The organism is Actinomycetospora cinnamomea (assembly GCF_003096675.1).
Taxonomy (GTDB): domain Bacteria; phylum Actinomycetota; class Actinomycetes; order Mycobacteriales; family Pseudonocardiaceae; genus Actinomycetospora; species Actinomycetospora cinnamomea.
The window spans coordinates 20,382-40,857 of record NZ_QEKW01000022.1; the positions used below are offsets into that span (position 1 = coordinate 20,382).

Here is a 20,476-nt window from a genome sequence, read left to right on the forward strand (position 1 = left end):
CACCACCGACCCGCCACCACCGACCCGAGGAGAACCCGAGCCCGTGAAGTACGGAGTGGTCCTGTTCGCCACCGACGAGACCATCGCCCCGGCCGTGCTGGGGCCGGCCCTCGAGGAGCGCGGGTTCGAGTCGCTGTTCGTGCCCGAGCACTCGCACATCCCGGCGAGCCGGGAGGGCCCGGCCCCGGGTGGCGGCGACCTGCCGCGGCACTTCCACCGCACCATCGACGTCTTCGTGACCCTCGCCGTGGTCGCCGCGACCACCTCACGTCTCGGGCTCGCCACCGGGGTCGCCCTGCCCGCCGAGCGGGACGTGATCCACACGGCCAAGCAGGTCGCCAGCCTCGACCTCGTCTCCGGGGGGCGCGCGATGTTCGGCGTCGGGGTCGGATGGAACCGCGAGGAGGCCCGCGACCACGGCATCGATCCCCGCGAGCGCGGGAAGGTGCTCGACGAGAAGCTGGCCGCGATGGTCGCCATCTGGACCGAGGAGCTCGCCGAGTACCACGGGGAGTACGTCGACTTCGACCCGATGTACTGCTGGCCCAAGCCGGTGCAGGCGCCGCACCCGCCGATCTACGTCGGCGGCGGCAGCGACGCCGCCCTGCGCCGCCTGCGCGACCACGGCGACGCGTGGCTGCCCGACACCTTCGACGTCGAGACCTACCGCCGGGTCCGGTCCTGGCTGTCCGATCAGGGCCGCGCCGGCGTCCCGTTCACCGCGTTCGGCGCCGACCCCGACGCCCTCGACCCCACCGGGTTCGACGAGGTCGGTGTCGAGCGGGTCGCGTTCTGGGTCGACCCGGTCGCCGAGCGCGACGTGCTGCGCCGGCTCGACGCGATCGCCGAACGCTGGCTGCGCTGACGGAACCCGCTCTATGTTCACCGACGGACCCTGCGCGACGAGGCGGTGCCGATGACCGAGACGCTCTGGACCCCGACGGCGAAGCGCATCCACGACTCCCCGCTCCGGGCGTACCTGGACTGGTTGGAGGAACGGGAGGGACGGGCGTTCCCCGACCACGACACCCTGTGGGCGTGGTCGGTGGAGGACGTCGACCGCTTCTGGGTCTCCGTCGTGGACTACTTCGAGGTCGCCTTCTCCTCCCCGTGGACGCAGGTGCGCACCGCCGACCCGATGCCCCACACGCGCTGGTTCACCGGCGCGCGGCTCAACTGGGCGCAGCACCTGCTGCGCCACGGGGACGACGACGCCCCGGCCCTGGTCTGCGTGCAGGAGGGCGCCCGGCCCGAGCGGGAGATCACGTGGGGCGAGCTGCGCCGGTCGGTGGCGGCGGCCGCCGGGTGGCTGCGCCGGGCGGGCGTGCGTCCCGGTGACCGTGTCGGCGCGTACCTGCCGAACACCGAGCACGCGGTGATCGCCTGCCTCGCCACCGCCGCGGTCGGGGCGGTGTGGGCGTGCTGCTCACCCGACTTCGGCGCCGAGGGCACCATCGGCCGCCTCGCGCAGCTCGAGCCCACCGTGCTGATCGCGGTGGACGGCTACCACTGGAACGGCAAGGAGATCGACCGCGCCGACGTGGTCGCGCGGCTGCGCGAGGACCTGCCGACCGTGCAGCACGTGGTCGGTGTCCCGTACGTGTTCGACCGCCCGCAGCCCGCGGGCACGACGTCGTGGGACGACCTGCTGGCCGGTGTCGAGGGGGGTGGGGACGAGCCGCTGGAGTTCGAGCAGGTCGAGTTCTCCCACCCTCTGTGGGTGCTGTTCACCTCCGGCACCACCGGGCTGCCCAAGGGACTGGTGCACGGCCACGGCGGGATCACCCTGCAGGGCCTGATGTGGTCGGGGCTGTACGCCGGGCTGCGCCGGGGTGAGCGCATGTTCACCTACACCTCGACCGGCTGGGCGCTGTGGAACATCGAGCTGGGCGCCCTCACCCAGGGCGCGAGCATCGTGCTCTACGAGGGCGCCCCCAACCATCCGCCGGGTGCGGTCTGGGAGGTCGCGGCCCGCACCGGGGCCGACGTCGTGCTGATGGGGGCCGCCGTGGTCACCGCCACGGCCGGCACGGGGGTCTCGCCGCGCCGGGAGCACGACCTGAGCCGGCTGCGGACGGTCATGTTCAGCGGCTCGGCGCTGCCTCCGGACGGCTACCACTGGGTGATGGAGCACGTCAGCCCCGACGTCCGCATCGACTCGACCAGCGGCGGCACCGACATCTCCGGCTCCTTCGTCGGCGCCAACGAGTACGCCCCGGTCCGCGTGGGGCGCATCGGCGGCCCGATCGCGGGCGTCGACTGCGCGGCCTGGGACGAGGCCGGCCACCCCGTCGTCGACGAGGTGGGCGATCTCGTGATCACCCAGCCGATGCCCTCGATGCCGGTGTACCTGTGGAACGACCCCGAGGCCGTCCGGTACACGGAGTCCTACTTCGACACCTGGCCCGGGGTGTGGCGCCACGGCGACTGGGTGACGATGCACTCCGACGGCGGGGTCTCCATCCACGGTCGGTCGGACTCGACGCTCAACCGCGGCGGCGTGCGGCTGGGCAGCAGCGACTTCTACGACGTGCTCGAGACCATGCCGGAGATCGTCGAGACCCTCGTCGTCGGGGTCGACCTGCCCGACGGCGGGTACTGGCTGGGGCTGTTCGTGGTGCCGGCGCCCGGGCACGAGCTCGACGACGCGCTGAAGGAGAAGATCGTGACCACCCTGCGGTCGCGCCTTACGCCCCGTCACACGCCGGACGAGATCCTGGAGGCGCCCGCCGTGCCGCACACCCTGACCGGCAAGCGGCTCGAGGTCCCGATCAAGAAGCTGCTCTCCGGCCGGCCGCTGGAGAAGGCCGCGAACATCGCCTCCGTCGACGACCCGGACGCGCTGCGCTGGTACGCACGGTTCGCCGCGGACCGGCGGTCCTCGACCGCGGGCTGAACGCCGTCCCCTACTCGGGGTCGGAGCGCCGGCGACCGGTGACCAGCGCGTACAGCAGGGCGTACCCGGCGCTCGCGACGGCGCCGGCCACGGTGTAGGCCACGGCCTCGATCGGGATGAAGTTCGCCGGTAGGGCCCCCGCAGGCCCGGCCACGAGCGGCACCGGGTTGATCGACAGGGGGCGGGAGGCCGGGCACTCGTCCGGGAGGCGTCGCACCCGGCTCGCGAGGGCGACCGCGGCCATCCCGAGGCTGGCGCCCACCACGAACAGGTAGGCGGCGAGGACGCCGGGAAGACCCCGTTCGGCCGCGGTCATCGTGAACGCCCCGGTGATGCTGAGCGTGTACCCGTGCGGGCCGACCAGGTCGCGGGTCCGCAGCGCGACGACATCGCGTCGGGTCGGGCCGGTGGTCACCGGGCGGCTCACGAGGACGGCTCGGACGGGGACAGCCCGTGCCGCGCCAGCAGCAGGAGCGCGAGCTCCCGTCCCGCGGCGGCCGCGTTGCGGTCACCCTCCTGCGCGGCGACGATCGTCCCCTTCATGACGATGTGCCAGCGCCGGGCGAACTCCTCGGGTTCGGCCACCCCGGCCCGCGCCGCACGTTCGGCCACGACGCCGCGGATGGCGGCGAGGTGCTCGACGCTCGCCCGGTGCGCGGAGTCCCGCGGGTCGCGGACCTCGAGGAGGGTCGAGATGAACGCGCACCCCTCGAAGGCGGGGGTGGCGAACCACTCGGCGAACAGGTCGAAGATGGCCAGGAGCTGATCGACCGGATCGTCCGCGCGTCGAGCACTCTCCGCCTCGAGCCACTCCCGGGTCCACCGTCGTTCCCGCTCCCGGAGGAAGTCGACGACGAGGGCGTCCTTGGACGGGAAGTTCCGGTACAGCGTCATCTTCGCGGTGCCGGCCCGCGCCACCACGGCGTCGACGCCGACCTGCGTGACCCCCTCGCGGGAGAACAGCTCGTACGCCGCGTCCCGTAGCCGTGCCCTGCCGCGGCGCTCCCGCCCGCGGGAGTCCCCGGTCCGCGTCACGCTCCCACCGTCCCCTCGCGGCACGCATCCTCCGCCCGGAACCGGGCCAGGACCTGCCCGCCGGGCCACCGGCCCAATCATGCGCGTCGATTGACGTGACCTGCATCACGACGATAACTTCGGTTAGGGAGACCGACCAGTCTCGCGACGAACGGCGAGACGTCGGCAGGTGCAACAGCGCGCCGGTCCTCCGGGCCCCGCCGTGTGGTTGTTCGTGCCCTCGCCGTGAGTGCAGGAGAGCAGGCCCAGGGAGGAACGGACACGTGAGTGACTACGACCCGCGCGCAGCGACGGGCATCCCGACCGAGCAGGTGGGCTCGCTGCCGCGGCCCCAGGAGCTGCAGGACGCCTACGCGGCCTACGACCGCGGGGAGATCGACAAGGATGCGCTCGAGCAGCAGCAGGACGCCGCGGTGCGCGACTCGATCGAGCGCCAGGAGCAGGCCGGATCGCCGATCGTCTCCGACGGCGAGCAGCGCTGGTCGTCGTTCGCCACCTACCCGATCACCGACACGCTCGCCGGCACCGGACTCGCCGACAACCTCTCGGGCGAGGGCGGGCAGTTCTTCGCGATCTTCGCGGACGGCCACGGGCGTCAGTTGCCGCGCCTGACCGGTGGCCCGTTCCACTACAAGACCTACGCCGCCGACACCCTCGCCAAGTCCGTGGGGTACGCGCACAGGCCGATCAAGCAGGCGGTGATCGCGCCCTCGATGCTCTACCTGCTCTACCCGCTCCGGGAGGAGGTACCGGGCTACCCGAAGGAGCAGTTCGAGAAGGACCTCGTCGACGAGTGCGAGCGCGACATCCGCAAGGCGTTCGCGGCCGGGGCGTCGCGGGTCTCGATCGACTTCACCGAGGGTCGCCTGGCCACCCGCAACGACCCGCGCAACCCCTGGACCGGGGCGGGGCTGCTCGACCGGTTCATCGAGATCAACAACTGGGTGCTCGACCGGTTCACCCCCGAGGAGCGCGTGAACATCGGGATCCACACCTGCCCGGGCGGTGATCGGGACTCGGTGCACTCCGCGGACGTGCCGTACAACAACCTCCTGCCGAGCATGTTCAGGATGAACGCCGGCTACTTCCTCATCCAGCTCAAGTCCGAGCGCGACAAGGACGAGGTGTACCGCTCGATCGGGCAGAACCTGCGCTCGGACGCCAACGGTGTGCAGCAGATGGCCTTCATCGGCGTGATCAACCCTCTCAACCCGCGGGTCGAGAGCCCCGAGGAGGTCCGCGACGATCTCGTGCGCGCCGCGAACTTCATCGACCGCCAGCAGCTCGCCGCCACCGACGACTGCGGGTTCTCGCCGTTCTCCATCGACGAGAAGCCCAACCACGGCTCGCCCGACTACGCCCGGGACGTCGCGTTCCAGAAGATCCACAACCGCGTCGAGGGCGTGCGGATGGCGGCCGAGAAGCTCGGCGTGCGCTGAGCGAACATCCCCGCCGTCGCGTCAGCTCGCGGTGGCGACGGTGGGGCGGTCGTCGACGGTGGTCGCGGTCGGCGGGCCGAGGGTCTCGCGGACCCTCGCCGTGCCCGCGACCATCACGGCGAGCTTGGCCCGCGCGTTCGCCGCGGGCAGGTTGCGCAGCCCGCAGTCGGGATTGATGACGAGACGCTCGGCGGGCACCAGCTCGAGGGCCCGGCGGATGCGGTTCGCGACGGTCGCCGCGGACTCGACCGCCGGGTCCTTGACGTCGATGACGCCGAGCCCGACGTCGCGGTCCCAGCCGCCGTGGGCCAGCACCGGGAGGTCCTCGTCACCCTTGCGCCCGAACTCCAGGACGAGCTCGTCGACCCGGGCGTCCAGCACGGCCGGGAAGAGGAAGTCGTAGTGCCCCTCCCAGGAGGGGCGGGCGTAGCGGTTGCCGTAGCAGACGTGCAGGCCCCAGCGCACGTCCACGCCGTCGACGACGAGGTTGACGGCCTCGACGGCGTCGCCGATCTGCTGCGGGTGGCCGGCGAGGTAGGGCTCGTCGATCTGCAGGCGGGTGGCGCCGCGCGCGGCGAGCGCCACGGCCTCTGCGTGCAGGACCTGGGCGAGGCGGTGGACCAGCTCGGCGCGGGTGGGGTAGACGTGCTCGGCGACCCGTTGGGCGAGGGAGAACGGGCCGGTGAACGAGAACTTGATCGGCCGGTCGGTGTGGGCCCGGGTGAAGGCGTAGTCGTCGGCGAGCCCGAGGCTCGCGCCCTCGACCGGCGGCAGGGGCGCGGGCACCGTCACCGTGTAGTAGTCGTAGTAGAACTCCTTGACGCTCAGGGGGAGGACCACCCCGGGCACGCGGGCCAGGAAGTAGTCGACGTCGTTGTCGCGGCGCAGCTCGCCGTCGCTGACGATGTCCACGCCGGCGAGCTCCTGGTCCTTGATCGCCGCCTTGATCGCGGTGTCGTGCACGTCGTCGAGCTGGGTGCGGCTGACCCGCCCGCGGTAGTGGTCGGTCTTGAGCCGCTCCAGCCACTCGGGCACGGGCCACGATCCGACGACGGTGGTGGGCAGGAGCATCGGTGGGCCTCCCGGTCAGTCCCGCACGTGCGCGGTCAGGGTGACGACGTTCGTGCCGTCGCGGTGGGCGAACGGCGCGTAGGCCACCTCGAAGCCCCGCCGCCGTCCGAGGTGGGCCAGCAGCGTGCCGTTGACCCAGTTGACGACCGACCCGTCGTACTTGCCGGGACCCGCGAACCGCGTCCGGTAGGCCTGCACGTCGGTGACGAACAGGTCGTGGCACACGAGGGTCCCGAACGGGTGCAGTAGGGTGAGGGTGTCGACGAAGCTCGCCACGGCGCCGTTGCTCACGTGCATCCGCACGTCGGCTCCGGCCTCCAGCAGCGGCCGCAACGACTCCCCGCTGATCTCCGGGGTCAACGGGTAGAGGTCGAGGCCGGCCAGGGGCACGTAACGCTCCTCGAGGCGCAGCGCCGCCCAGGTCCGCCGCCAGAACGCCACCGCGTCCTCCACCCCTCCGAAGTGGTCGGGGGCGGCCTCGGCGAGCAGGGCCGGGCCGAGACGCAGCAGCTTGGGCACGAGGGCGGGGACACGCTCGGGCTCCGCCCCGGTCGTGGCGGCCAGCTCGTCGACCGCCGGCCGCGGCAGGCAGGCCCGGGACTGCACACCGTAGGTCCGGCCGCCGAGCTGGGCGACCTCGTCGGTGGGCAGGTTGTCGTAGACGTTGGAGATGTAGACGAGGAAGACCTTGTACTTGAGGAAGCCGAGCGCGGTGCGCGGCGAGGTCGCGTCGAGCACGAACGAGCTGACGTGCTGGTCGTGCTCCGCGACCGTCTTGCGTGCGAGCTCCAGGACGTAGGACGAGTAGTCGCACATCAGGTAGTGCAGGCGTCGGTAGTACTCGTGGCCGTGCTCGTGGTCGGCGGCGACGAACTCGTCGAGGAACACCTTGGCCTGCGTGCCGTTGCCGACCCCGAGCTCGACGACGTACAGCTCCGGCGGGAGGGCGTTGCGCTCGGCGAGGCGGTCCCAGGCCGCGAAGAGCTCGGCGATCAGCTCCCGCGCGCCCGCCCGGTTGCGGGCGTCGCTCTCACCGCCGGGCAGGGCCTGCTCGTAGGAGCGTCCGGTCGCCTGCTCCCACAGGTCGAGGGCCTGCCAGTACAGGGCGTTGAAGCCCCAGATGCAGCTCTCGCTCATGCGCCCCCACCCCTCGAGCGGCACGTGGTCACTGCCCCGGATCGCGCGGCGGGCGAGGTCCCGCAGCGCGGGGGCGTCGAGGCCGGCGCACCGCCGCACGTCGAGGGCGAGCTCGAGGTCGTCGTCGCGGACGGTCGGTGGCTTCGGCACGGGGTCGTGCGCCATGTCGGCGTCGGTCGCGCCCGCGGCGACGAACGGGCGGACCGTGACCGGCTCGCGGAAGTTCGCCCGGTACTGCAGCCAGTCCGCGACGACACGCACCCGCGCGAGGTCGGTGCACTCCGCGCCGAGGGCCTCGACGACGGGGCCGAGCGTGGCGCCGAAGTCGACGGCGTCACGGGTCGCGCAGAGCCGGGTGTGGGGACGGAAGTCAACCAGCACGGTGGGCCCCTCCCGGGAGCACGGTCGTGGGCACGGCGCCCTCGGTGTGGTCGGCCTGGGAGCGGTCGGCCCGTCCGAGGCCGGACCGGGTGAGGATGTCGGGGATCCCGTGCTCGAAGCCGAACGCCATGACGTGCACGCCGGCGACGCCCGGGATCTCGCGCACGGCCTGGATCGTCTCGACGCACGCGGTGACGCCCTCCTCGGCCACCCGGGCGGGCGGCACTCCGCGCAACCGCCGCGCGAGGGCGTCCGGGACGTGGGTGCCGGGGACGTTGTCGCGGACGTGCTCGAGCACCCGGACCGACCGCAGCGGCCCCACGCCCGCGATGACGGCGCAGCGTTCGGGGATGCCGAGGTCGCGGACCTCGGACATGAAGGCCGCGAAGCGCGGGACGTCGAACACGAACTGGGTCTGGACGAACTCGGCGCCGGCCACCGCCTTCTTGAGCAGCCGGCGCGCGCGGAAGCCGACCGGGGGAGCGAAGGGGTTCTCCACCGTCCCGACCGTCCACGACGGTGGGGCGGTGAGCTCGCGGCCGGAGAGCAGGCGGCGCTCGTCGCGCATCGTGCGTGCGGTCCACACCAGCTGGACGCCGTCGAGGTCGAAGACGGGCTTGCCGTCCGGGTGGTCCCCGTAGCGGGGGTGGTCGCCGGTGAGCAGCAGGACGTTGGGCACCCCGAGCGCGGCGGCCGACAGCAGGTCCGACTGCAGGGCCAGGCGGTTGCGGTCCCGGCAGGTGACCTGCATGACCGGCTCGACCCCGGCCCGGAGCGCCAGGACCGAGCCACCTAGGCTGCTCATCCGGACGTGGGCACCCTGGTTGTCGGTGACGTTGGCGGCGTCGACCCAGCCGCGCAGGTGCTCGGCCTTGCGCGTGATGACCGTCGGGTCGGCCCCGCGGGGCGGGCCGATCTCGGCCGTCACCGCGAAGCGCCCGGCCGCGAGCGCCTCGCGCAGGGCGCTCACCGAGGGCCCACAGGGGTCAGCCCCAGCTCGCGCCCGAGGAGGGACCGGGGCTGGACACCCTCCCGGTCCGGACGCACGGGCTCGGTCCACATGCACTCGTCGCGCCCCTGCCAGTGGTTGAGCCAGGAGCTCTCGCCCCGACACCGCTGGTCGACCGGACGCTGCAGGCGGGCGAGGTCGTCCGCGCGACCGGCCTGCTCGGCGCGCTCGTGGGCCTCGACCCACACGCAGCGCATCTCCGGGTGGACCTCGCAGCGCCCGTCGCCGCCGACGCCCCCGCACGGGCCGTTGCGCAACTCCTTCGGGCACGTCATCGGGCAGGCGTAGCCGGTGGCGGGCAGCGCGCACTGGCCGCACATGCGGCACCCGAAGAGGTGCTCCTTGCTCACCCGCTCCGCCGAGGTGAACCCCCGCGTCGCCGCGGGGCTGCGCTCGATGGCGCGCGCGAGCCACCGCGTGACCGCACCCCGGGCGAGGACACGGTGCCAGGCGTAGGCGGTGCCGGCGCGCATCCGCGGGCGGACGGGCGTCGGCCCGCCCGCGGCCTCGGCCGCACTCGTCATCACTCCCGACACACCTGCTCCCACCGTTGCGGAGGTCCGTGGAGTGAGCATGCGGGCGCGGACGCACGCCGGTCATCGTGCGGAGCGACAGCGTTCGCCCGGCGATCGTTGTCGAGGACGACAAGCGCGGCTTTCAGCCCGCAGGACTCACACGACGAGGCTGAGCAGGGCGGCGATGACGAAGCCGATCACGCCGATCAGGGTCTCCATGACGGTCCAGGTCCGCAGTGTGGTCCAGACGTCCATGTTCAGGAACCGTCCGACCAGCCAGAACCCCGAGTCGTTGACGTGCGAGAGCGCGGTGGACCCGCAGGCGATGGCGATGACGACGAGCGCGACATCCAGGCCCGACATCCCGGCGGCGGCGACGGCCGGCGCGACGAGGGCCGCCGTCGTCAGCAGGGCAACCGTCGCGGAGCCCTGCGCGACCCGCAGGCACAGCGCGATGACGAACGCGGCCACGATGATCGGCAGGCCGAGCGCACTCAGCGACGTCGTCAGCGCCGTCCCGATGCCGCTGGCCTGCAGGACCTCGCCGAACATTCCGCCGGCGCCGGTGATCAGGATGATCGAGCAGATCGGCCCCAGCGACGAGTTGAGCAGGTCCTCGACCTCCTCGCGGCTGAACCGCTCGCGGGCGAGGACGACCACGGCCACGAGCAGGGTGATCAGCAGGGCGATGGGGGTCTCCCCGATGAGCTGCAGCGATGCCACCCAGGTGGCGTCCTCCGGCACGACCCCGTAGGTCGCGAGCGTGTTCAGCCCGGTGTTGAACAGGATCAGCACGAGCGGGAGTAGCAGCAGCATGATGACGGTGCCGAACGCCGGCGCTCTGACCGGCGTGTCGGTGACGGTGCCGCCGGGTCCGCCGCCGGTCCCGCCGCCGGGCCCGTCGTCGTCCTCGTCGGGTCGCTGCGTGCCGTTGCCGTCGGGTGCCGGCTCGCCCGAGTAGCGGCCGAACATCGTGGGCACCGGGAGGTCGATCCGCGCCCCGATCCACCGCGAGAACAGGTACGACGCGAGGAACCAGGTCGGGATCCCGACCACGAGCCCGACGACCACGAGCAGCCCGACGTCGGCGCCGAGCAGGCTGCCCGCGCCGACCGGACCCGGGTGCGGCGGCACGAAGGCGTGCATCACCGCGAAGCCGCCGGCCGCGGGCAGGGCGTAGTAGAGCAACGACCCGCCGAAGCGCCGCGCCACGGTGAAGATGATCGGCAGAAGGATGACGAAGCCCGCGTCGAAGAAGATCGGAAAGCCGAACAGCAGGGAGGCCACACCGAGCGCGAGGGGCGCGCGCCGTTCGCCGAAGCGGGAGATGAGGCTGTCCGCGAGGACCTGCGCGCCGCCGGTGACCTCGAGCAGTTTGCCGAGCATCGCCCCGAGCCCGACGAGCAGGGCGACCTCGGCGAGGGTCGAGCCGAAGCCGTCGAGCAGGGTGTCGACGAGCTCGGACACCGGCAGACCCGTGGCGATGCCCGTCAGCACGCTGACGAGGATCAGCGAGACGAAGGCGTGCAGCCGGAACCTCATGATCAGCAGGAGCAGGAGCGCGACCGCGCCGACCGCGATGAGCAGGAGCGGTGTCGTCCCGAGCGTCGGAGCCGGTTGGTCCACGGTGTCCTCCCGGACGAGGGCGGGCGGTCAGGCAGAAGGTACGCCTCGTCCGCGTGCGGAACAGCTCCCTCGGACCGTCACGGCGTGTTCGGGAGGGGGAGCGCCGGCCGCGTGTCGTTCAACTGGCGGCCACGTCGGTGGGGGAGCGTCGGGGGGTCATCACCCATTGGTGCCGCACCGCCCCCTCGAGAGGAACCACCACGCATGACCGACGGACTCGCCGGGGGCCTGTCCCGCCGCGGCTTCCTGTCCCGTTCCGCCGTGCTCGCGGGCGGGGTCGCGCTGCTGGGCAGCGCCGAGGGGCTGTTCACCGCGCCCAACGCCGGCGCCGCGCCGGGACCCGGGGGCTCCGGGGGGCCGGGGTACGGCCCGGTCGTTCCCGACCCCGCGGGCCGCCTCGCGCTGCCGGAGGGCTTCCGGTACACGGTCGTGTCCGAGGCCGGCGTCACCCGGCTCGACTCGGGCGAGCCCAGCCCGACCAACAGCGACGGCATGGGCGCGTTCCCGACGCGGGCGAACGGCACCGTGCTCGTGCAGAACCACGAGTTGCGTGGAGCCCGCGCCGCCGCCGGACCGTTCGTCGTCCCGACGCCGCCGGAGTACACCTACGACCCGCAGGCGCCGGGCGGCACCACGACGATCACCGTCGATCGTGACGGACGACGTCAGGGCGAGTACGTGTCCCTCGCCGGCACCTCCACCAACTGCGCCGGGGGCGTCACGCCGTGGCAGACCTGGCTGTCCTGCGAGGAGACCGAGGACCTCGCCGGGGTCAACGGCTACACCCGGGACCACGGCTACGTCTTCGAGGTCGACCCCGTCGACCGGGACGCCAACCGGGATCCGCAGCCGATCAGGGCCCTCGGTCGCTTCGCCCACGAGGCCGTCGCCGTCGACCCCGGATGCCGGACGATGTACCTCACCGAGGACGCGGCGGATCCCAACGGCCTGCTCTACCGCTGGACCCCGCCGCGCGGGTTCCGCGGCGGCAAGGGGGCGCTGCGCCGCCTCGGCCCCACCGATGGCGCGTTCGAGGCGATGCTGTGCACCGACCGGGAGGGGACGCCGATCGACGACCTCTCGCGGGCGACCGAGGTCGGCACCACCTACCGGGTCAGCTGGACCGCCGTGCCCGACCGCGACGCCCGGGGCGTGCCGGCACGGCTCCAGGTCGACCCGCCGCAGGTCACCCGCGGGCGCAAGCTCGAGGGGTGCTGGTGGGGCGACGGCGGCGCGTACGTGGTGAGCAGCTTCGCCCGCGACGAGAGCCCGGTGCCCCACGACGGGCAGGTCTGGTTCCACGACCCCCGGCGATCGACGCTGACCCTGCGCCTGCGGTTCGGGGTCAACCCCGACCCCGAGCAGGACGGGACCTACGACGGCCCGGACAACATCACCGTCTCGCCGTGGGGCGGGGTGATCCTGGCCGAGGACGGCGAGGGGGTCCAGCACCTGGTCGGGGCGACGCCGAGCGGGGAGACCTACCCGATCGCGCGCAACGACCTGAACAGCAACGAGATGGCCGGCCCGGTCTACTCGCGGGACAAGCGCATCCTGTTCGCCAACCTCTACGAGCCCGGCATCTGCTACGCCGTCACGGGACCTTGGCGCACCCAGCGTTGACGTGACCGCTCGCCCCGGTCACTTGCCGCGGCCGCGGCCATTGCCGGCGCCCTCGCCCTTCTCGTCGTCCTTGTCCTCCTTCTCTTCCTTCTTGTCCTCCTTCTCGTCGTCCCCGCGGCCCTCGCCACGGCCCTGCCCGCGGCCCGGACCGGGTGCACGATCGCCGTCGTCGGCCGCCGGAACCTGCGCCGACGCGCGGGCGCGCCTCTCGGAGCGCGTCGGCCCCGCCGAGGCGACCTCGTCGACCGGGGTCGAGGTCGCGGTGGTCGGAGCGGCGGGCACGATGGGCGCCCCCGCGAGGGGCAGCGGGGGAGGAGCCGCCTGCATCACGGAGGGCGAGGCGGGCGGCAACGGTGCGGGGTCCGGCCCGGTCGCCAGGGCCACCAATCCGGCCACGCCCAGCACCCCGGCGAGGCCGGCCCCGAGCACGCGACGGGACGGGCGCTGCCAGGCCCCCATCGCGGCCCGGTGGCGGCCGGCGGGAGGTGCGGACTCCGGTGCCGCGTCCTCAACATCCCGGGAACCCCGGACCCCGCCGACGGCCCGGGCACCCGGGGCTCCGTCGTCGACTCCGTCCTCCGGTGTCAGCTCCGCGGTGGACGCCCGCGCGCCGGCGCCCACCGCGCCGGTCGGACCGACCGCCACGGCGCCCCCGGTGAGCTGGCGCGCGGCGCTGAGGGCGCTGGGACGCCGGTCGGGGTCGAGATCGAGCAGGGCCCGCAGCACCGGGCCGAGCCGCCCGGAGCGACCGCCACCGGCGCCGATCTCCGAGAGCCTCTCGAGGACCTCGCCCGCCTCGGGTCGAGGCGGGGCACCCTCGAGCGCGGCGTAGAGGGTGGCGCCGAGGGAGTACATGTCGGCCTTTGCAGTGGGGGTCTCTCCCCACGCGAGCTCGGGAGCCATGTAGCCCGGCGTGCCGGCGACGAGGTGGTGATCGGCGCCGCCGTCGGTGCCGATGATCGCGATGCCGAAGTCGGTGATGGTGACCGCGTCGTCCGGGCCGATCATGATGTTCGCGGGTTTGATGTCGCGGTGCACCACGCCGGACCGGTGCATCGCGGCGAGGCCTTCGGCGATCTGGGCGCCGATGACGACCACCCGGGCGGCGGGGAGCGGGCCCTTCCAGTCGAGCAGGTCGGCCAGCGACGGCGCGGCCACGTACTCCATGACCAGGCAGACCTCGCCGTCGAGCTCGGCCATGTCGTAGATCGCGGCCAGACGCGGATGGTGCAGACGGGCCGCGACGCGGCCCTCGCGGTGCGCCCGGTCGCGGACCATCGCCGACCGCAGGGCGTCGAGCGCCTGCCCGCCGTGCAGCCGCTTCACCGCGACCTCGCGGTCCAGCAGCTCGTCGTGGGCCCGCCAGACCGAGCCGGATCCGCCGCGCCCCACGCGGGCGAGCAGCAGGTAGCGGTCCGCCACGAGGCGTCCTGGCTCGATGGTCGCCGAGGCGCTCGGCACCGTCGTGGGCGTCGACATGGCCCTCCCTCACCGGCTCGCCTGGTCCTGCGCCTCGCTCATCGGTGGCCGTGACCGTTCCGTTACCGCCGTTCCTCATGGACGCCACCCGTCCCTGGATGAGCGATCAGTCGCCGCAGCAACTCGGCGGATGCCGCGCCCGGTCTCGGAAGCGGTGACCGGGCAACTGCTGAACGGGAGTGCAGCGGCAGCCGGATGCGGAGGGAGGCGGGCAACGAGCGGAAGTGCAGGGGTGGCGCGAGTCGCAGCGCTTCGCCGTCGATGCCGACGTCGACGAGTCCCTCCTCGGAGTCGACGACGAACTCCGGTGTGCTCCACTGCCGGAGTGCTCGATGGCGACTCAGGTCGCCGCGCGGCTCCCCCGCCAGGAGGGCCGCCAGATCGGTGCTGTTGCCCAGGCTCAGCGCGATGACACCGAGGACTCCCTCGTCGAGGCGTGCTCTGGTGCCGAAGGCGCTGAGCCGTTCGACGCGGTAGACGTTGTTGGAGACCAGGACGAGGTCGGCGTCGAGATCGCCGAGCCCGTCCGGCCAGTCGATACGGAGACCGAAGCCGCGGGCGTCGGGTCCGAGCAGGTCCGGCAGCATCCGTGCGGTGGTGTTGATCTTCGCTGCGCGATAGGCCTCGGACTGGACGACCGAGGCGTAGAGGCCGAGGGACGCGTTGTTGACGAAGACCCGGTCTCCCACACACGCGAGGTCGACACGTCCTTCGACGGCGTCCCCGAACGCGTCGAGAGCCCCGACCACATCGTCCCGGTCCACCCCGAGGTCGAGGGCGAAGTGGTTCCGCGTGCCGGCGGGCACACACACCATCGCCACCTCGTGGCGACGAGCCACGTTGGCGATCACGGCTTGCGAACCGTCGCCGCCCGCCATCCCGAGGACGTCAGCTCCTCGTGCGACGGCGAGCTCGGCCAGCTCTCGCAGATCATCGCCGGGTCGGAGGAGGACCGGCGTGATGCCTCGTCTGCGGGCCTCGTTCTCGAGGTCGAACCGGGCGACCCGACCTCCTCCGGAGCGTGGGTTCATCAGCAGCACTCCGCGTGCCGCCGGTCCGACCGGCCTGGTCGTGAACGAGGGCGTCGCCAGCACGTCGTGCAGCGCCACCCGAGCGGCGGCGAGGGACGCCAGCACCAGTGCGGCCACCGTCACGATCCGCGTCACGGCGTGGAGGTCGAGCAGGAGCACACCGCCGACCAACGCGGGGGTGACGATCGCCCCTGCCGCGTATCGCCGGGCCCCGCGATGGACCAGGGCGTCCCACCCGGCCACCACCGCGACCACGACCATCGCCACCGCCAGTGCCAGCCTCACCGGCTCGCGGACGAGGCCGGCCACCACGATCGTCACGGCGGCCAGCGCGGTCACCAGCGCCGTTCCGGCGGCGCAGCGGGTCCGCAAGGTGACCACGGGCGTCGGCGCGCCCGGATGATCTCTCCTGCCCACCATCTGTGCTCGTCTCGAGTCGTCCGCGTCTCGTCGGGTGAGCCCTGGAGCCGCCTGGCTCCCGGTCGGGCCAGGATCGCGTGAGCCGGACGGTGCCGGTTCCCCTGTGGAAGGTGACGGTGGACGTTCCTCCCCGAGCTGTACCGGTGCACCCTCCGCGTCTGCCTGCTCCCGGCGCGGCGGTCTTCGACGGGATCGGTCCGTAGCGCGCGCCGAGATCACCCATCGCGAATGAGGCCGGTCCGAGGCGAGGCCGGCCACGGTGAGGGCCAGAACACGACCAGAGCAGGGAGGGCGACGATGACCTCAGTCGACGCCGAGGCGTCGGTCGGGCCGGGCTCGACGACGGATCGGGACGAGCCTGCCGGTTGGGAATGGCACATCGAGATCCCCTACATCGGACCTGTGGGCTGGCCCCTGACCGGCAGCCTCAGCTACCTGATCACTGTCAGCGCGCTGGCCGCCTTCGAGGTCATCCCCTGGCCGGTGGCCGGCCTGCTCGGACTCGGTCACGTCATGGCTCGCAACCGGGACAACCGCGTCGTCAGCGAGATCGGCTCCGGTCTCAAGGTGGTCGGTTGACGCCGCCCCGATCAGCGCAGGGAGGGAGAGAAGTGCTCAGGCAGATCGGGAACATGCCCGCGGGGACGCTCGGTTTCGAGGCGGTCGGAAAGTTCGACGACGACGACTTCGAGGAAACCGTCGAGCCCGTCCTGCGCCGCGAGATCGCCGCCGGCAGGGCGATCCGGATGCTCTACCTCCTGGGCCCCGACCTGCTCGAGTACGAGGGTGACGCCCTGGCCGAGCAGCTGAAATTCGCGGCGCGTCACGCCACGTCCTACGAGCGTGTCGCGGTCGTCAGTGATCAGGACTGGCTCAGACCGGCGCTCCGCGTGCTCTCCGCGCTCGTCCCCGGGCAGCTGCGGGCCTTCCCGCTCGCCCAGCTCATGCAGGCCAAGGCGTGGGTGGCCGGCGAGCGGGAGGGCACGGATCACGGCCAGGCTCTCTGACCGACACGGCACCCACAGGAGACGCTCGATGGCGCACACCACCCGTGTCGTCGCGGAGAGCGTGCCCGCGGGTGCGGGGCCACCCGAGCGCTGGTTCGCCCAGGACGTCGGCCGCGTCATCGCGGCCATGGGCAGTGACTCCGAGCACGGTCTGAACCGCGCCGAAGCGGCGACGCGTCTGGCCGGCTACGGGCCGAACGAGATCGTCGGCGAGAGACCGCCGTCGGTGTGGGCGGTAGCGCTGCAACAGCTCCGCGACCCGATGAACCTCATGCTGGTCGCGGTCGTCGTGGTCACCCCCGCTCGCGCCCGCTCGGTGGGGTGAGAGCCGACCCCGCGGCGAGGGTGCGGAGCGCGGCCACCGCGGTATCGCGCGGTGCCCCGCGACTCTCATCTGTCGCGGAGGAGGTCTCGGCCACGTGTCCCGGCCATGCTGCGGTGCCGGAGGTGGTCCATGCTGACCGGCGTCGTGGATGAGCACCGTGCCGGCGACGAGGGAGCCGACGCGGCCGCCCCGCGTCACCGGCCACGCCGCCTGACCCTGCCGGGCTGTTGGGGCGCGTTGCTGCTCGGCTGCGTCTCGTTCACGCCGTCCCTCCTCCCGCGGGGCGGGGTCGTCCAGGGGCTGGTGTGGGGCATCACCGCCGTCATCGGCTACGGCCTCGGCGTGCTCGCCGCCGCGATCTGGCGCGGGTTCGCCGACCGCGCCGCCCGCGAGCCCCAGCGCCGCTCGTGGCGGGTGTTCGCCGTGACGGCGGTGCTGCTCGTCGTGGCGGCCGTCGTGCTCGGCCAGGTGTGGCAGGCCGAGATCCGACGGCTCGTCGGCGCCGGGCCGGTCGACGTCGGGCTCCTGGTGGCGATGCCGTTCGTCGCGGCGGTGGTGTTCGTGGTGCTCCTGGCGATCGGCCGCGGCGTGCGCTGGGTCGACCACCGCCTCGCCGGCCTGCTCGCCCGTCGCATCGGGCCGCGCGCGGCGGCCACCCTCGGGTGGCTGCTGGCCGCGGCACTGGTCTACCTGATCGTGAGCGGGCTCTTGCTCAACGGCTTGGTCGAGGCGGCGAACCGCGCGTTCTCGGTGCACAACGCCACCACCGCCGAGGACGTCTCCGCACCCTCGAGCGGGCTGCGCTCCGGCGGGCCGGGATCGTTCGTGGCGTGGGGGACGCTGGGTCGGGAGGGACGGAACTTCGCCGCGCTCGGGCCCGCGGTGGCCGACATCGAACGCCTCGGCGGGCAGCCGGCCGTCCCACCGATCCGCGCCTACGCCGGGCTCGGCTCGGCGCCGGACGCCGAAGCGCGCGCCGCGCTCGCCGTGCGCGACCTGGCACGAGCCGGCGGCTTCGCACGGCGCCATCTCCTCGTCGTCGTCACCACGGGCAGTGGCTGGGTCGATCCCGCGCTGGCCGACTCGTTCGAGTACCTCACGCGCGGGGACTCGGCCACGGTCGCACTCCAGTACTCGTACCTGCCGTCCTGGCTGTCGTACCTGGTCGACCAGTCCAAGGCGCGCGAGGCCGGTCGAGCTCTCGTCGACGCCGTCTACGGCGCCTGGTCGACGCTGCCGCCCGAGACGCGGCCCCTCCTGTTCTTCGCGGGGGAGAGCCTCGGGTCGTTCGGCGCCGAGGCCGGGTTCAGCGGCGAGTACGACCTGGCCAATCGCGCCGACGGGGTGCTCTTCGCGGGCCCACCGAACTTCAACCCGCTGTTCCGGGAGTTCACCGACGGTCGTGATCCCGGGAGCCTCGAGGTGCAGCCGATCTACCGGCAGGGGCGGATCGTGCGCTTCGCCCATGATCCGGGCGTACCGGTGCCACCGATCGATCGACGGTGGCCCGGGAGCCGGGTGTTGTACATGATGAACCCCTCGGATCCGATCGTCTGGTGGAGCCCGCGGCTCGCCCTGCACGAGCCGGACTGGATCGCGGAACCCCCCGACCCGAACGTTCTCGACAGCGTCGTCTGGATCCCCTTCGTGACCTTCTGGCAGGTCACCGCCGACCTTCCGTTCGCCGTCGACGTCCCGGGCGGCCACGGGCACAACTACGTCTCTCGCTACGTGGACGGCTGGACCGCGATCCTGCCGCCCACCGGCTACCGACCCGATCAGCTTGCCGCACTTCGTGAGGTCATCGGGTGAGACACCAAGCGCTCCCTGCCGGGTTCCACCGTGCGAAGGGAAGGTAGAGCCATCAGCGTGCCATCCATCCACCGGTCGGAGTCCTCGGTGCTCTCGAAGCAGCGCGAGCGCCGCGGCGAGCTCGTCACCCCTGCTCAGCAGGTCACCGGCCGACCCTGAAGTCGCCGGAGGTGACCACGAGCGCTTGGAGGACCAGTAGGCAGAAGACGATCATGATGATCGACCAGATCGGTGCGGCGGGCAGCCATGCCAGCTGGACGATCATGCTCAGGGTGACGACGACGATGCCGGCGATGCGCGCCGTGTCGGACACCTCGCTGCGGAGCAGTCCCATGCCGACGACGAAGACCAGCACGCCGAACACGATGTGCACCCAGGCCCATCCCGTGAGGTCGATCGCGAGGACCCGGCCCTGGACGGTGACGAAGGTGTCGGGAGCCGCCAGTGCCAGCAGCCCCTCGATGACGGAGAAGGGGCCGATGATCGCCATCAAGATGCCGCCGAACCGCACCCACTCCGTCGACTGACTCGGTCCGGTGAGCGGGCCGGGCGGCGGGGTCGCCGTGCTCCGGGCCGCACGCGCGTCGGCCCCCTCCTGGGTCGTCATGTCGACCTCCGTCCGTGAGGTGTCCTGATCCGGCCACGGTCCACCCCGTGGCGCGTCGCGACCTCGTCCACTGCGGGTGATCCGGCGATCCTCTCCGGGCCCTGCTCGGCGCAGGAGGAACGACGGGAGCCGCGGCGGGTGGCCTTCAGCCCGTCGGCTGCTCGTGCGCCGCCACGGCCGTCAGGGGAGCGGCCGGCCGCAGGAGACCGAGGTCGACGAGGCGTTCGAGGCGGCGGACGGTGAACGGGTGGGAGCGCGGCAGCTGGGCGAGACCGACCCAGAAGCCGCGGAGGTGCCGGCCCTGCTCGAGGAGTTGGTCGACGTCGACGGCGGTCTCGGTGTGGCGACCCGCGGTGAGCAGGACGAGACCGGCGGCGCCGTGGGGCGCGAGGGCGGCGCCGTGGCGGTCGCAGGAGTACTCACGCAACCGGGAGAGGGTGGGGCCGAGGATCGGGATGCGCGAGGAGTAGGCGACCGCGAGCTGGTACCAGAGCGCGACGTGGTGCAGCCGGATGTGCCCCAGCTCGTGGCCGAGGACGAAGCGCAGACCCTCGCGGTTGTGGGCGTACAGGTTGGCGAAGAGCTCGCTGTTCAGCACGACGTAGTCGTGGCCGGCCGCCTGCGCGGCGAAGGCGTTGAGCGTGCCGTTGCCGTTGGCGACGTAGATGTCGGGGCGTCGCCGCAGGCGCAGCGCCGCGGCGAACTCGTCGGCGGTGCGGTACAGCTCGGGGAACTGCCGAGGTGAGAGCTGCACCGTGGTGCCCCGCGTCGTGGCCCGCTGGACCTCACGAATGACCACGAGGGCCGGCACGAACAGCAGCAGGCCGACCAGAGCGGCGCGGATCGCATTCGCCGCGGCCGAATCCTGCAGCGACTCGGGCAGGAACGGGACGACGATCGCGGCGCGCAGGATCGCCAGGACGATCGCGACGTTCAGGACGACCATGAGGACGAAGAACGGGACCTCGGCCGGGTGGCGCGGCGACCTCTGCGGGCGCGTCCCGAACGGTTCGTGACCTGACACCATCGACCCACTCTCCCCGGCCGTCGACTCGTCCTTATC

The 20,476-nt window shown here is 72.7% G+C and carries 19 protein-coding genes; 8 read left to right on the forward strand and 11 right to left on the reverse strand.

What is annotated here, in order from left to right; all coding sequences use genetic code 11:
• Positions 1-43 precede the first annotated feature (43 nt).
• Together C8D89_RS25445 and C8D89_RS25450 are read left to right on the forward strand one after the other, a co-directional pair.
• Entirely contained in the window at positions 44-865 is an 822-nt protein-coding gene (locus C8D89_RS25445; protein WP_116710937.1) for an LLM class F420-dependent oxidoreductase, read from the forward strand.
• A 51-nt stretch (positions 866-916) separates the two neighbouring features.
• Positions 917-2,896 (forward strand): acetoacetate--CoA ligase, encoded by a 1,980-nt coding sequence (locus tag C8D89_RS25450; RefSeq protein ID WP_116710985.1) that lies wholly within the window; start codon positions 917-919, stop codon positions 2,894-2,896.
• Positions 2,897-2,906: 10 nt separating this feature from the next.
• Here C8D89_RS25450 and C8D89_RS25455 read toward each other — a convergent pair whose 3' ends face one another.
• Both C8D89_RS25455 and C8D89_RS25460 read right to left on the reverse strand, forming a co-directional pair.
• Complete coding sequence (locus C8D89_RS25455; protein WP_116710938.1) at positions 2,907-3,311, reverse strand: hypothetical protein; 405 nt, start codon at positions 3,309-3,311, stop codon at positions 2,907-2,909.
• 8 nt (positions 3,312-3,319) lie between these two features.
• A complete protein-coding gene (locus tag C8D89_RS25460; protein WP_243418380.1) occupies positions 3,320-3,931 on the reverse strand; it encodes a TetR/AcrR family transcriptional regulator in 612 nt (203 codons plus the stop codon).
• A 263-nt stretch (positions 3,932-4,194) separates the two neighbouring features.
• Here C8D89_RS25460 and C8D89_RS25465 point away from each other — a divergent pair, with 263 nt between their 5' ends.
• Positions 4,195-5,370 carry a uroporphyrinogen decarboxylase/cobalamine-independent methonine synthase family protein gene (locus C8D89_RS25465; protein WP_243418381.1) on the forward strand — a complete coding sequence of 392 codons (1,176 nt, stop codon included), beginning with the start codon at positions 4,195-4,197 and terminating at the stop codon, positions 5,368-5,370.
• Positions 5,371-5,391: 21 nt separating this feature from the next.
• Here C8D89_RS25465 and C8D89_RS25470 read toward each other — a convergent pair whose 3' ends face one another.
• The 5 genes from C8D89_RS25470 to C8D89_RS25485 form a co-directional block, all read right to left on the reverse strand.
• Positions 5,392-6,441 carry a uroporphyrinogen decarboxylase/cobalamine-independent methonine synthase family protein gene (locus tag C8D89_RS25470; RefSeq protein WP_116710940.1) on the reverse strand — a complete coding sequence of 350 codons (1,050 nt, stop codon included), beginning with the start codon at positions 6,439-6,441 and terminating at the stop codon, positions 5,392-5,394.
• A gap of 15 nt (positions 6,442-6,456) precedes the next feature.
• Positions 6,457-7,959 carry an SAM-dependent methyltransferase gene (locus tag C8D89_RS25475; RefSeq protein WP_116710941.1) on the reverse strand — a complete coding sequence of 501 codons (1,503 nt, stop codon included), beginning with the start codon at positions 7,957-7,959 and terminating at the stop codon, positions 6,457-6,459.
• Positions 7,949-8,929: a methylenetetrahydrofolate reductase gene (locus C8D89_RS29925; protein WP_207787426.1), complete on the reverse strand. Its 981-nt coding sequence runs from the start codon at positions 8,927-8,929 to the stop codon at positions 7,949-7,951. Before C8D89_RS29925 ends, C8D89_RS25475 begins: the two co-directional genes overlap by 11 nt.
• Positions 8,926-9,492, reverse strand: a complete 567-nt coding sequence (locus C8D89_RS29930; protein WP_207787427.1) for a methylenetetrahydrofolate reductase C-terminal domain-containing protein — start codon at positions 9,490-9,492, stop codon at positions 8,926-8,928. Before C8D89_RS29930 ends, C8D89_RS29925 begins: the two co-directional genes overlap by 4 nt.
• Positions 9,493-9,639: 147 nt before the next feature.
• Positions 9,640-11,109, reverse strand: coding sequence for a GntP family permease (locus C8D89_RS25485; RefSeq protein WP_116710943.1), 1,470 nt, complete (start codon positions 11,107-11,109; stop codon positions 9,640-9,642).
• Positions 11,110-11,313: 204 nt separating this feature from the next.
• Between C8D89_RS25485 and C8D89_RS25490 the strand changes: the two genes are divergently transcribed.
• The gene (locus tag C8D89_RS25490; protein ID WP_116710944.1) at positions 11,314-12,732 is read left to right on the forward strand and encodes an alkaline phosphatase PhoX; all 1,419 of its coding nucleotides are present in this window, start codon (positions 11,314-11,316) and stop codon (positions 12,730-12,732) included.
• 18 nt (positions 12,733-12,750) lie between these two features.
• Here C8D89_RS25490 and C8D89_RS25495 read toward each other — a convergent pair whose 3' ends face one another.
• Positions 12,751-14,211, reverse strand: a complete 1,461-nt coding sequence (locus tag C8D89_RS25495) for a serine/threonine-protein kinase (RefSeq protein WP_116710945.1) — start codon at positions 14,209-14,211, stop codon at positions 12,751-12,753.
• A gap of 62 nt (positions 14,212-14,273) precedes the next feature.
• Positions 14,274-15,623 carry a diacylglycerol/lipid kinase family protein gene (locus C8D89_RS25500; RefSeq protein WP_116710946.1) on the reverse strand — a complete coding sequence of 450 codons (1,350 nt, stop codon included), beginning with the start codon at positions 15,621-15,623 and terminating at the stop codon, positions 14,274-14,276.
• 336 nt (positions 15,624-15,959) lie between these two features.
• On the opposite strand from C8D89_RS25500, the gene C8D89_RS29560 reads away from it, so the two are divergent.
• From C8D89_RS29560 to C8D89_RS25515, 4 genes are all read left to right on the forward strand, one after another.
• The gene (locus C8D89_RS29560; protein ID WP_165825942.1) at positions 15,960-16,241 is read left to right on the forward strand and encodes a hypothetical protein; all 282 of its coding nucleotides are present in this window, start codon (positions 15,960-15,962) and stop codon (positions 16,239-16,241) included.
• Between the two features lie 32 nt (positions 16,242-16,273).
• Positions 16,274-16,669, forward strand: a complete 396-nt coding sequence (locus C8D89_RS29565; RefSeq protein WP_165825943.1) for a SpoIIAA family protein — start codon at positions 16,274-16,276, stop codon at positions 16,667-16,669.
• Positions 16,670-16,697: 28 nt separating this feature from the next.
• Positions 16,698-16,994: a cation-transporting P-type ATPase gene (locus C8D89_RS25510; RefSeq protein WP_116710948.1), complete on the forward strand. Its 297-nt coding sequence runs from the start codon at positions 16,698-16,700 to the stop codon at positions 16,992-16,994.
• Between the two features lie 129 nt (positions 16,995-17,123).
• On the forward strand, positions 17,124-18,806 hold the full coding sequence (locus tag C8D89_RS25515; RefSeq protein ID WP_116710949.1) for an alpha/beta hydrolase: 1,683 nt from the start codon (positions 17,124-17,126) through the stop codon (positions 18,804-18,806).
• Between the two features lie 142 nt (positions 18,807-18,948).
• Here the strand turns inward: C8D89_RS25515 and C8D89_RS25520 are convergent, their stop codons facing one another.
• Both C8D89_RS25520 and C8D89_RS25525 read right to left on the reverse strand, forming a co-directional pair.
• On the reverse strand, positions 18,949-19,413 hold the full coding sequence (locus C8D89_RS25520; RefSeq protein ID WP_116710950.1) for a DUF7144 family membrane protein: 465 nt from the start codon (positions 19,411-19,413) through the stop codon (positions 18,949-18,951).
• Between the two features lie 145 nt (positions 19,414-19,558).
• A complete protein-coding gene (locus C8D89_RS25525) occupies positions 19,559-20,440 on the reverse strand; it encodes a M48 family metallopeptidase (RefSeq protein WP_116710951.1) in 882 nt (293 codons plus the stop codon).
• Between the last annotated feature and the right edge of the window lie 36 nt (positions 20,441-20,476).